Source organism: Streptomyces daliensis (genome assembly GCF_054782395.1).
In genome coordinates this window covers 1-11,242 of record NZ_BAAGSO010000046.1, presented here as the reverse complement: position 1 = coordinate 11,242, position 11,242 = coordinate 1, and the positions used below count along the sequence as shown (strand labels likewise).

The 11,242-nt window shown below is 69.8% G+C and carries 11 protein-coding genes and 1 pseudogene; 7 read left to right on the top strand and 5 right to left on the bottom strand.

Translation table 11 applies throughout. From position 1 onward, the window contains the following. The 7 genes from ACYVOO_RS10240 to ACYVOO_RS10210 all read left to right on the top strand — a co-directional run. Positions 1–260: ATP-binding protein (locus ACYVOO_RS10240; protein ID WP_461015325.1), on the top strand; the 260-nt coding region annotated here is incomplete at its 5' end. 201 nt (positions 261–461) lie between these two features. Continuing rightward, a complete protein-coding gene (locus ACYVOO_RS10235; protein WP_461015327.1) occupies positions 462–1,121 on the top strand; it encodes a response regulator transcription factor in 660 nt (219 codons plus the stop codon). Between the two features lie 376 nt (positions 1,122–1,497). Further along, on the top strand, positions 1,498–3,408 hold the full coding sequence (locus ACYVOO_RS10230; protein ID WP_461015326.1) for a 2-oxoacid:acceptor oxidoreductase subunit alpha: 1,911 nt from the start codon (positions 1,498–1,500) through the stop codon (positions 3,406–3,408). Next, on the top strand, positions 3,401–4,501 hold the full coding sequence (locus ACYVOO_RS10225) for a 2-oxoacid:ferredoxin oxidoreductase subunit beta (RefSeq protein WP_461015324.1): 1,101 nt from the start codon (positions 3,401–3,403) through the stop codon (positions 4,499–4,501). Before ACYVOO_RS10230 ends, ACYVOO_RS10225 begins: the two co-directional genes overlap by 8 nt. A gap of 224 nt (positions 4,502–4,725) precedes the next feature. Next, positions 4,726–5,748, top strand: coding sequence for an EamA family transporter RarD (gene rarD, locus ACYVOO_RS10220; protein WP_461015323.1), 1,023 nt, complete (start codon positions 4,726–4,728; stop codon positions 5,746–5,748). Positions 5,749–6,273: 525 nt separating this feature from the next. Then, complete coding sequence (locus tag ACYVOO_RS10215) at positions 6,274–7,617, top strand: M28 family metallopeptidase (RefSeq protein WP_461015322.1); 1,344 nt, start codon at positions 6,274–6,276, stop codon at positions 7,615–7,617. 96 nt (positions 7,618–7,713) lie between these two features. Then, a complete protein-coding gene (locus ACYVOO_RS10210; RefSeq protein WP_461015321.1) occupies positions 7,714–8,175 on the top strand; it encodes a VOC family protein in 462 nt (153 codons plus the stop codon). Between the two features lie 45 nt (positions 8,176–8,220). Here the strand turns inward: ACYVOO_RS10210 and ACYVOO_RS10205 are convergent, their stop codons facing one another. The 5 genes and pseudogenes from ACYVOO_RS10205 to ACYVOO_RS10185 all read right to left on the bottom strand — a co-directional run. Further along, a complete protein-coding gene (locus ACYVOO_RS10205; RefSeq protein WP_461015328.1) occupies positions 8,221–8,346 on the bottom strand; it encodes a hypothetical protein in 126 nt (41 codons plus the stop codon). Further along, on the bottom strand, positions 8,328–9,485 hold the full coding sequence (locus ACYVOO_RS10200) for a methyltransferase domain-containing protein (protein ID WP_461015320.1): 1,158 nt from the start codon (positions 9,483–9,485) through the stop codon (positions 8,328–8,330). Before ACYVOO_RS10200 ends, ACYVOO_RS10205 begins: the two co-directional genes overlap by 19 nt. After that, positions 9,482–10,384, bottom strand: coding sequence for an ATP-grasp ribosomal peptide maturase (gene tgmB, locus ACYVOO_RS10195; RefSeq protein ID WP_461015319.1), 903 nt, complete (start codon positions 10,382–10,384; stop codon positions 9,482–9,484). The genes ACYVOO_RS10200 and tgmB overlap by 4 nt, the downstream gene beginning before the upstream one ends. 47 nt (positions 10,385–10,431) lie before the next feature. Then, positions 10,432–10,665 carry a putative ATP-grasp-modified RiPP gene (gene tgmA / locus ACYVOO_RS10190; protein WP_461015318.1) on the bottom strand — a complete coding sequence of 78 codons (234 nt, stop codon included), beginning with the start codon at positions 10,663–10,665 and terminating at the stop codon, positions 10,432–10,434. Positions 10,666–10,851: 186 nt separating this feature from the next. Further along, positions 10,852–11,242 (bottom strand): annotated as a pseudogene (locus ACYVOO_RS10185) (hypothetical protein); the annotation flags it as partial.

The following is an 11,242-nucleotide window of genomic DNA, read 5'->3' as shown; positions in this document are numbered from 1 at the left end:
CCGTCTCCGAACTCCTCCAGAACATCAGCAAGCACAGCCACGCCACCCGCGCCACCATCGACATCTGGCGCAGCGACACCCGCCTGTTCCTCCAGGTCACCGACGACGGCAGGGGCGGCGCCGACACCACCACCGGAACCGGACTCTCCGGCCTCGCCGAACGCCTCGGCTCCGTCGACGGGATGCTGCTGCTGGAGTCGCCCGAGGGCGGTCCGACGTCCGTGACCGCGCAGCTCCCCTGGCACGCGGGACGCGGCTGACCCGCCCCGTGTCCCGTCCCACGCCGCGCGCCCGTCCCACGTCACGCACCCGCCCCGCCCCGCGCCACCGACCCCGCAGCCCCCTCCGCCCGGCCGAACAGCGTCCGTACACCCCTCCACCGCCCCGAAAAGTGGGATGCTGGTCCCGTCTCATCAGGGCGAGGGCGGGGGAGCCGGGGGCCAGTGATCGTGGAGGACAGGGTGCGCGTGGTCATCGCCGAGGACTCGGTGCTGCTCCGGGAGGGCCTGACCCGGCTGCTGACGGACCGTGGGCACGAGGTGATCGCCGGGGTCGGCGACGGCGACGCGCTGGTCAAGACCGTCGCGGAGCTGGCCGAAGCGGGCCAGTCGCCGGACGTGGTGGTGGCGGACGTGCGGATGCCGCCGACGCACACCGACGAGGGGGTGCGCGCCGCCATCGCCCTGCGCGAGGCGCACCCGGATCTCGGGGTGCTGGTGCTGTCGCAGTACGTGGAGGAGCAGTACGCGACGGAGCTGCTGGCCGGATCGAGCCGCGGGGTCGGTTATCTGCTCAAGGACCGGGTGGCCGAGGTGCGGGAGTTCGTCGACGCGGTGGTGAGGGTCGCCGAGGGCGGCACCGCGCTCGATCCCGAGGTGGTCGCCCAGTTGCTGGGCCGCAGCCGCAAGCAGGACGTGCTGGCGGGGCTGACCCCCCGGGAGCGGGAGGTGCTGGGGCTGATGGCCGAGGGCCGGACGAACTCCGCCGTCGCACAGCAGCTCGTGGTCAGCCACGGGGCCGTGGAGAAGCACGTCAGCAACATCTTCCTGAAGCTGGGGCTGTCCCAGAGTGACGCGGATCACCGTAGGGTGCTGGCCGTGCTCACCTATCTTAATTCTTAGGCTTTCCCGACCGTTTCCACCGTTTCTGCGACTTCTACAACCGGATCGACCGTTTCTCGACGAACTGGACCGATGACCTGTCACGACGGGGCGTGCAGGGCGAAATGTGGAGCTTGAGGGGTACACCGGGGGGTGTTCAGGGCGTGCGGCTCCAGATACGGAGAAGCGTCTCAAAATGCGGTCCATCATGCGATCTTCCCCGGGAAGGGCACCCTTACCGACGTACGATGGCAGGCGAGCCGCCGCCTCTAGGGAGGTCAGATCCACCGTGACCAGCGAGGTCAGTAGCCCAGCCGGGCCGCAGTCTCCTGCCGACGAGAACGACGTTTCCCAGGCCGACACAGCCGACCCAGCCGACTCGACAGACAGCCCCGCCCTGTCCGCGGGGCCCGACCAGAACGGCAAGCACGGCAAGAAGGACAGGGCCGACAAAGAGGTCCGGCGCCTGGACCGAGTGATCATCCGGTTCGCGGGCGACTCCGGCGACGGCATGCAGCTCACCGGCGACCGGTTCACCTCCGAGACCGCCTCCTTCGGCAACGACCTGTCGACCCTGCCGAACTTCCCCGCCGAGATCAGGGCCCCCGCCGGCACCCTCCCGGGCGTCTCCAGCTTCCAGCTCCACTTCGCCGACCACGACATCCTCACCCCGGGCGACGCACCGAACGTGCTGGTCGCGATGAACCCGGCCGCGCTGAAGGCGAACATCGCGGACGTGCCGCGCGGCGCGGAGATCATCGTCAACACGGACGAGTTCACCAAGCGCGCGATGGCCAAGGTCGGCTACGAGGGCAGCCCCCTGGAGGACGGCTCCCTCGACGGCTACAGCGTGCACGAGGTGCCGCTGACCACGCTCACCGTCGAGGCGCTCAAGACCTACGAGCTGGGCCGCAAGGAAGCCGGCCGGTCCAAGAACATGTTCGCGCTGGGCCTGCTGTCGTGGATGTACCACCGGCCGACGGAGCAGACCGAGCACTTCCTGCGCACCAAGTTCGCCAAGAAGCCCGAGGTCGCCGAGGCCAACATCGCCGCGTTCCGGGCCGGCTGGAACTTCGGCGAGACCACCGAGGACTTCGCCGTCTCCTACGAGGTGGCCCCGGCCTCCTCGGCGTTCCCGCCCGGCACGTACCGCAACATCTCCGGGAACCTGGCCCTGGCCTACGGGCTCGTCGCGGCGTCCCAGCAGGCCGACCTGCCGCTGTACCTCGGCTCGTACCCCATCACCCCGGCCTCGGATGTGCTGCACGAGCTGAGCAAGCACAAGAACTTCGGCGTGCGCACCTTCCAGGCCGAGGACGAGATCGCCGGGATCGGCGCCGCGCTCGGCGCGGCCTTCGGCGGCTCGCTCGCGGTCACCACCACCTCGGGCCCCGGCGTCGCGCTCAAGTCCGAGACCATCGGGCTCGCCGTCTCGCTGGAATTGCCGCTGCTCATCATCGACATCCAGCGCGGCGGCCCCTCCACGGGCCTGCCCACCAAGACCGAGCAGGCCGATCTGCTCCAGGCGATGTACGGGCGCAACGGCGAGGCGCCCGTCCCGATCGTGGCCCCCTCGACCCCGGCCGACTGCTTCACGGCCGCGCTGGAGGCCGCGCGCATCGCCCTGACCTACCGCACCCCGGTCTTCCTGCTCAGCGACGGCTACCTCGCCAACGGCTCCGAGCCCTGGCGGGTTCCCGAGCTGGACGAACTCCCGGATCTGCGCGTCCAGTTCGCCAACGGCTACAACCACCAGCAGGACGACGGTACCGAGGTCTTCTGGCCGTACAAGCGCGACCCGCAGACCCTCGCGCGCCCCTGGGCCGTGCCGGGCACGCCGGGCCTCGAACACCGCATCGGCGGCATCGAGAAGCAGGACGGCACGGGCAACATCTCCTACGACCCCGCCAACCACGACTTCATGGTCCGCACGCGCCAGGCCAAGGTCGACGGCGTCGAGGTCCCGGACATCGAGGCCGAGGACCCCAGCGGCGAGGCGGACACACTGGTGCTCGGCTGGGGGTCCACCTACGGGCCCATCACCGCGGCCGTGCGCCGGGTACGGCGGGAGGGCGGGCGGATCGCCCAGGCGCATCTGCGCCATCTCAACCCGTTCCCCCGGAACCTCGGAGAGGTGCTGAGGCGTTACGACAAGGTGGTCGTGCCCGAGATGAACCTCGGACAGCTCGCCACTCTGGTCCGCGCCAAGTATCTCGTCGACGCACAGTCGTATACGCAGGTCAACGGCATGCCGTTCAAGGCGGAACAGCTCGCGACCGCTCTCAAGGAGGCCATCACCCATGGCTGAGACCCTGCTGGAGGGCCCTGACGCCCAGGAGGCCGACGCGCTCTCCCTGGTGCCCAAGGCCGAGGGCAAGCAGTCCATGAAGGACTTCAAGTCCGATCAGGAAGTGCGCTGGTGCCCCGGCTGCGGGGACTACGCGGTGCTCGCCGCCGTCCAGGGCTTCATGCCCGACCTCGGGCTGGCGAAGGAGAACATCGTCTTCGTCTCCGGAATCGGCTGCTCGTCCCGCTTCCCGTACTACATGAACACCTACGGGATGCACTCCATCCACGGCCGCGCCCCGGCCATCGCCACCGGTCTCGCCTCGGCACGCCGCGATCTGAGCGTGTGGGTCGTCACGGGCGACGGAGACGCGCTGTCCATCGGCGGCAACCATCTGATCCACGCGCTGCGCCGCAACGTGAACCTGAAGATCCTGCTCTTCAACAACCGGATCTACGGCCTCACCAAGGGCCAGTACAGCCCGACGTCCGAGGCGGGCAAGATCACCAAGTCGACGCCGATGGGCTCGCTGGACGCCCCCTTCAACCCCGTCTCGCTCGCGCTCGGCGCCGAGGCGTCCTTCGTGGCCCGTACGGTCGACTCCGACCGCAAGCACCTCACGAGCGTGCTCCGCGCCGCCGCCGACCACCCCGGCACGGCGCTGGTGGAGATCTATCAGAACTGCAACATCTTCAACGACGGCGCCTTCGAGGTCCTCAAGGACAAGCAACAGGCCCAGGAGGCCGTGATCCGCCTGGAGCACGGCCAGCCGATCCGCTTCGGCGTGCCCGGCGAGGACGGCCTCGGCTCCAAGGGCGTCGTGCGCGATCCGTCGACGGGTGAGCTGCGCGTCATCGACGTCGCGGAGGAGGGCACGGACGGGGTGCTGACGCACGACGCAACCGCCGCTTCCCCGGCCACCGCCTTCGCGCTCTCCCGGCTGGCCGACGCGGACACGCTGCACCACACCCCGATCGGCGTGCTGCGCGATGTGCGTCGTCCCGTCTACGACACGGACATGGCCGAGCAGCTGGAGCAGGCCGTCGAGCGCAACGGCAAGGGCGATCTCGGCGCGCTGCTCGCGGGCAACGACACCTGGACGGTGGTCGGCTGAGGGGCCACGCGCCTCTTCGGTCCGTTCTTCGGTCCGTCGTACGGAGTCATACGGAAGGGCCCTGCCGGTACGCACCGGCGGGGCCCTTCCGCGTTCCGGGCACGGTTTCCGTCCCGCTCTCCCGCCCCTTCCGTCGACAGGACCAAAATACGAAACGGAAATGACAGCGGGCGGCGTGCGGCGCTACGTTCGTGGTCCTCGTCGACCGTCCTGGAGGGGGCCTCGTGGGAACGCACAGCGAGCAGCGCACCGGTCTGCTCTTCGGCTTCGGCGCCTATGGCCTCTGGGGGCTGCTGCCCCTGTACTGGCACCTGCTGGAGTCCACAGGGGCCGCCGAGGTGCTGGCCCACCGCATGGTGTGGTCGTTGCCGACCGTCGTGCTGATACTCCTCGCGCTGCGCCGCTGGGCCTGGATACGCCCGCTGCTGCGGCAGCCGCGCAAGCTCGGCCTCATCGTCCTCGCGGCCGTCGCGATCTCGGTCAACTGGGGCCTGTTCATCTGGGCGGTCAACGAGGGACGCGTCCTCGAATCCTCCCTCGGCTACTTCATCAACCCCCTGGTCTCCATCGCCTTCGGCGTGCTGCTGCTGCGCGAGCGGCTGCGCCCGGCGCAGTGGGTCGCCGTGGGGGTCGGCGCGGTGTCGGTGGCCGTGATGACGTTCGCGTACGGGCGCACGCCGTGGCTCTCCCTCGCGCTCGCGCTGAGCTTCGCCACCTACGGGCTGATCAAGAAGCGGGTCCAGCTCAACGGGGTGGAGGGCTTCGGCGCCGAGACCGCGGTGCAGTTCCTGCCCGCGCTCGGGTTCCTGGTCTACCTCGGGGTCACCGGTGACGGCACCTTCGCGTCCGAGGGCGTGGGCCACACGCTGCTGTTCGTCTTCTCGGGGCTGGCCACCGCGCTGCCCCTCATCTTCTTCGGCGGCGCCGCGGTGCGGCTGCCGCTGTCCACGCTGGGGCTGTTGCAGTACCTGGCGCCCGTGTTCATGTTCCTGCTCGGGCTGACCGTCTTCCACGAGGAGATGCCGCCGGAGCGCTGGGCGGGCTTCGTGCTGGTGTGGGCCGCGCTGTGCCTGCTGACGTGGGACGCGCTGCGGCACGCGCGACGGGGGCGGGCGGCGTTGCGCGCTGCCGCGAGCGCCGCGAGCGCCGCTGGCGCGGCGGAGGTGGCCGAGGAGGCCGCCGTCACCGTGCCCGGAGGCGGCGGGCCCGGACAAGCCCCGGCACCCGACACGGCAGAAAGCCGGTAACCGTACCCGGAAGCAGCCGGACCGGGCGAGGCGGCTGCCGTGACCGTGCCCGGAAGCGGCCGGTCCGGGCAGACAGCAGCGCCCGACACGAGCGAAGACCGGAAGGAAGCGACCGCCCCGGACGGGCCCCGGCACCCGACGCGGCAGAAAGCCGGTAACCGTACCCGGAAGCGACCGGACCGGGCGAGGCGGCTGCCGTGACCGTGCCCAGAAGCGGCCGGTCCGGGCGGACCCCGGCGCCCGACACGAGCGAAGACCGGAGGCGGCCGACCCGGGCAGGCGGCGGCGCCCGACGCGGCGGAAAACCGGTAACCGTGCGCGGAGGCGGCGGGTCCGGGGAGGGGATGGCATCTGGCGCGGCAGAAGGCCGGTAATCGGCGGGCGCTGTCCGATTTCCGGCTTGTCGCGGACATCCCGGCACCCGAGCATCAAGCGTCACCGAACAGCACAGCTCCAACTCCCCGCGCCACCGCGCGGGGAGCACGCACGTTCCGTTCCCACCTCGTACGGAATCCGGAGCACACCATGTCATCACGCACTGCTCGAAGACCCTGGATACGGCGTCTGGCCACGGCCCTCGCGGGCGGAGGGCTGCTGGTCTCACTCGCCGCACCCGCGCTGGCCGCGCCCTCCGCGCCGCCCGCGCCCCCGGCCCCCACTCTCGCCGCGCCGGACATACCCCTCGCCAACGTCAAGGCGCACCTGAGCCAGCTCCAGTCGCTGGCCACCGCCAACGGCGGCAACCGCGCGCACGGCCGCGCCGGGTACCGGGCCTCCATCGACTACATCAAGGCCAAGCTGGACGCGGCCGGTTACACCACCACCCTCCAGCCCTTCACCTCCAACGGCGCCACCGGCTGGAACCTCATCGCCGACTGGCCCGGCGGGGACCCCAACCAGGTGCTGATGGCCGGGGCGCACCTCGACTCCGTCACGTCGGGGCCCGGAATCAATGACAACGGTTCCGGTTCGGCGGCCATCCTGGAGACCGCGCTGGCCGTCTCCCGCGAGGGCCTGAACCCCGAGCAGCATCTGCGCTTCGGCTGGTGGGGCGCCGAGGAACTCGGACTCGTCGGCTCGCGCAACTACGTCAACAGCCTGTCGACGACCGAGCGCGCGAAGTTCAGCGGCTATCTGAACTTCGACATGATCGGCTCGCCGAACCCCGGCTACTTCGTCTACGACGACGACACGCAGCTGGAGAAGGTCTTCAAGGACTGGTACGCGTCCAAGGGCATCTCCACGGAGATCGAGACCGAGGGCGACGGCCGCTCCGACCACTCCAACTTCAAGAACGCCGGGATACCCGTCGGCGGCCTCTTCACCGGCGCGAGCCGCACCAAGACGACGGCGCAGGCCCAGAAGTGGGGCGGCACGGCGGGCCAGGCGTTCGACCGCTGCTACCACTCCTCCTGCGACACCACGAGCAACATCAACGACACCGCGCTCGACCGCAACAGCGATGCGATAGCCCACGCGGTCTGGACGCTCGGCGCGGGTACGGGCACCCCGCCGCCGGACGGCACGACGTTCGAGAACACCGCCGACGTCGCCGTCCCCGACCGCGGCGCCGCCGTGGAGTCCCCGGTCACCGTCACGGGGCGTACGGGCAACGCGCCCGCCAACCTCCAGGTCGGCGTGGACATCAAGCACACCTGGCGCGGCGATCTCGTCGTGGACCTCGTGGCGCCGGACGGCACCGCGTACCGGCTGAAGAGCTACAGCAGCTCGGACTCCGCCGACAACGTGATCGCCACCTACACCGTCGACGCCTCCAGCGAGACGGCGAACGGCACCTGGAAGCTGCGCGTACAGGACCAGGTCGCGAACGACACCGGCTACATCGACAGCTGGAAGCTCGTCTTCTGAGCGAGTCCTGAGCGGTCCGCGTCACTCCCCCTCGTTGTCAGTGCCGTGCGTTAGCTTCGGCTCACACTGGCGCACTGGCGACGAGGGGGATTTCTCATGGCACTCGGCTGGAAACTCGTGGTCGACGCGGCCGATCCGCACGGTCAGGCCGCGTTCTGGGCCGCCGCGCTGGACTACGAGATCGAGGACAACACTCCCGTGATCGAGCGGCTGCTGGGCCTCGGGGCCATCGACGCGTCGATGTGCGTCGAGAAGGACGGGCGCCGCAACTTCCGGGGCGCGGTGGCCGTGCGGCACCCGGACGATCCGGTGGCCCCTGACACCGGCATCGGGACGGGCAGACGGCTGCTCTTCCAGCGCGTCCCCGAGGCGGGCGCGGAGTCCAAGCGGGCCAAGAACCGGCTGCACATCGACGTCCACGCGGGGCCTGAGCAGCGCGAGGCGACCGTCGCGAAGCTGGTGGCACTGGGCGCCACCCGCGTGCGGCACGTCCAGGAGCCGCAGGGCGAGTGGACCCTTCTGCTCGATCCCGAGGGCAACGAGTTCTGCGTGGCCTGACGAGGACGTGGCCTGACGACGCGACGACGGGACGACGGTGCGGCGTCAGGCGGTGATGTCGCGGGTGCTGAACCGGGCCCAGGCGAGGGAGCCGAAGACGGCGGTGTAGAGGGCCTGGAGGCCGCCGCGCCGGGGGCCGGTGCTGGGCTCGGTCAGATCGGGAAGCGCCATGCGTCGTCCGGGGACAGTAGGTGGCTTCCCTGGGGCGACAGTTCCGCGCGCATCGTGTGGAGAGAGAACCTGTTCTTCTCTTCCCACTTGCGGCGGACGCGTTCCAGGTCGTCCCAGAGTCGGCGGGGGCCGCCTTGGTGGACCACGGGGGACGTTCCGTCCTCGGCGCGCGCCCATGCCCCATCCGCGGCGAGCAGCCACACCACGCGGCGCCCGTCGTCCGGGTAGGTGGCCGCGCGGGTCTCGACTCCGGGTGTATCCAGCTCATACAGCCATCGAAGCGGCCATTCCTGCCACAGGTCGGGAACCGGTCCGTCCGGGGGCCGCACGTCCTCGCCGTCCCCTTCGCGGGCCCTCACGAACACGTCGTTCAGCTTCGCCGGGTAGTCGGCTTCCTGCCTGGTCTCCATGAACGTTGCCGGGTCCGGCTGGATAGTGCCCCGTGCAATGCCGTCTGTTCCCATGTCCGCCGTGATCAGTAGGGCTGTGTGGGCAATCGTCGTGACCAGTCGCCCGCCGGGGCGCAGCGCACGGAGCCACGACGCGGGGACGGGCCGTACGGAAACGGTCGCCATGATGCGGTCGTACTCCGCGTCGGGAAGTTCCCCGGTGGCATCGATGGCTTCCATCCGCGGAGTGCGCCCGAATTCGGCGAGGCGGGTCCGGGCTGCCTCGACCAGGTACGGGTCCACGTCCACGCTCGTCACGTTCTCGTCCCCGAAGCGGCGGGAGAACAGGGCGGCGGAGTACCCGGAGCCCGTGCCCACGTCCAACACCTTGTGGCCGGGCTGCACGTCGAGTCGGTGCGCCATGGAGACGATGAGTCCTGGCAGGGTGCTGGACGACGTGGGGTCGCCCTTGCCGCGCTCGCCGGGGGTGGCGTGATCGGCGTGCGTGGGGCCGACGCGGGTGACAAGCGTCTCGTCCGTGTACACGGCGTGCAGCCGCTCGGAGGAGTGCGCGGGAAGGTCCACCAGCGCCCATTCCTGCGTGGGGCTGTCCGGGATGCGCTGCCACCAGCGCGGTACGAGTCGGTGCCGGGGCGTGTTGCTCACGGGGTCATGCCATGCGGGGGCGTCGGCGGTCACCTTGTCGGCAAGCGCTTTGGCGGCTTCGGTCCATGAGAGGGCTTCGGTCATGTTGTGTCTCCTTGCAGAGCATCGGCCATGGCTTCGACGAGTGGGACACCGGCCTTCACGGCGAGCCAGTGCCATTGGCCGTTGGGGTTCACCTCGAAGAACACCCAACGTCCGTCCGGCGTGACGGCAAAGTCCAGCGCACCGAAGAACAAGCCGAGTTCGCCCATGAGCCGACGCACCCCCTTTTCCATCTCCGCAGGGATGTCCACCACTTCATACCGGTGAGAGCGGTAGTCCGTCCGCCAGTCGAGCCGTGCGGCTTCGCTGTCGGTGTGGATGGCGACGGGGAACACGCGACTCCCGATCACGGTCAAGCGCACTTCGTACGCCTTGTCCACGCGCTCTTGGAACAGATGGGCGGTGCCGTTCACTCCGTCGTCCACCTGGCCCGCGGAGACGAGCGCCACGGGGAGGAACTGCCGCTTCCCCTCGGGGCCGAGCACGCCACCGCCGAGTCCCTTGTAGACAACCGTGTCGCCCCCCATGAAGGTACGTGCGTGCTCGGGGTCCGACGTGATCACGGATCGGGGCACGTCCAGCCCGCAGCGAGCGGCAACGGCAAGTTGAACGGGCTTGTAGTTCGCGGCGGCATCCTTGCTCGGATGGTTGACCCACCGGACAGGCAGGGAGCCGAGTACGCCGAGCAGTCCGGAGCGTGCTTCCGAGACCGCGAGGGCGCGAGCGTGTCCGGGCCAGTGGTCCGGAGTACGGAACTCATTGGGGCGTCGCCACCACACCGATTTGACGGACTCCAGACGGACCGTGCGGGAGCCAGTGAGAGGTCCCGCCCAGCCGTCCCCGGTGAGGGAGACGGCCAGACGGGAAGCGGTCGGAAAGTCGGCAGTGTCGAACCTGACGACCTGTTCGCCGCGATTCACCAGCTCCTCAACCACTTGCATCGGCCGTGAGATCGTTTCGGCCGGTCAGGATGAGGATGGATTGCATGTCAGTAGAGGTCGGTTCCGGAGTCGGAGCCGGGGGCCGAGCCGTCGCCGTTGCTGGTCTCGGTCTGCGTCTCGGGCATCTCGGCCGTGATCGCGTGCCACGGGTTGCCCTCGGCGGAGACGTTGAGCTGAAGCCCTTCGCTGTACGTGATGACGGGCGCTTCGTCGTTCGCCGGGGCCGGGGACACCAAGTGTCGGACTCCGAACGGGACAGACGTCGCCGTTGCGGTGCTCATGCTGCGTACCTCCTACGTTGTCGGTTCGTCCGTGCGTGGTGCTGGTTGTGCTGTTGCAGAACCGGTCGGCTGCCGACCGTCACGCTGACAGCCGACCGGGGTTGAAGCCCGCCCCCTGGGACAGAGCGCGTCAATGTGGCGGGGGCCGGGGGGCCTCAGAGCGGCCACACAGCGGGGCCGCCGCGCCTACCGCCACGGGTCCTCGGCGAGGACATACAGCGGGTGTGACAGTCCGCCGACCCGGTGCGTTTGCGGCTCAGGCAACGGGTACGGCGGACCGTGCGAACGCAGGTGCACCGGCCAGACGGACAGGCTGTAGGTGCAGTCCGCATCCGGAAACGTCTCGAACAGCGGATGCCCGCCCTTGATGTGCTCGCGTGCTTCGCGCTCCTCGAACTCTTCCGCCCAAGCCCAAAGTTCGGCGGGGAAGCCGAGGACCGGCACCCTGTCCGCACGCATGAACGGCTGCACCCATGCGGAGCGCTCGGGGTCGGGGTCTACTGAGGTTTTCGGGTTGGTGTCGGTCAGGGTGGAGTGATGGCCAGTCCGGTCTCGGCCAGGCAGCCGTCGATGAGGT

Bases quoted from the DNA above. Each gene is read 5' to 3' on its own strand.
- ACYVOO_RS10225 (WP_461015324.1), top strand. From the start codon at position 3,401: ATGGCTGAGACCCTGCTGGAGGGCCCTGACGCCCAGGAGGCCGACGCG.
- ACYVOO_RS10215 (WP_461015322.1), top strand. From the start codon at position 6,274: ATGTCATCACGCACTGCTCGAAGACCCTGGATACGGCGTCTGGCCACG.
- ACYVOO_RS10210 (WP_461015321.1), top strand. From the start codon at position 7,714: ATGGCACTCGGCTGGAAACTCGTGGTCGACGCGGCCGATCCGCACGGT.
- ACYVOO_RS10205 (WP_461015328.1), bottom strand. From the start codon at position 8,346: ATGGCGCTTCCCGATCTGACCGAGCCCAGCACCGGCCCCCGGCGCGGC.
- ACYVOO_RS10200 (WP_461015320.1), bottom strand. From the start codon at position 9,485: ATGACCGAAGCCCTCTCATGGACCGAAGCCGCCAAAGCGCTTGCCGAC.
- tgmB (WP_461015319.1), bottom strand. From the start codon at position 10,384: ATGCAAGTGGTTGAGGAGCTGGTGAATCGCGGCGAACAGGTCGTCAGG.
- tgmA (WP_461015318.1), bottom strand. From the start codon at position 10,665: ATGAGCACCGCAACGGCGACGTCTGTCCCGTTCGGAGTCCGACACTTG.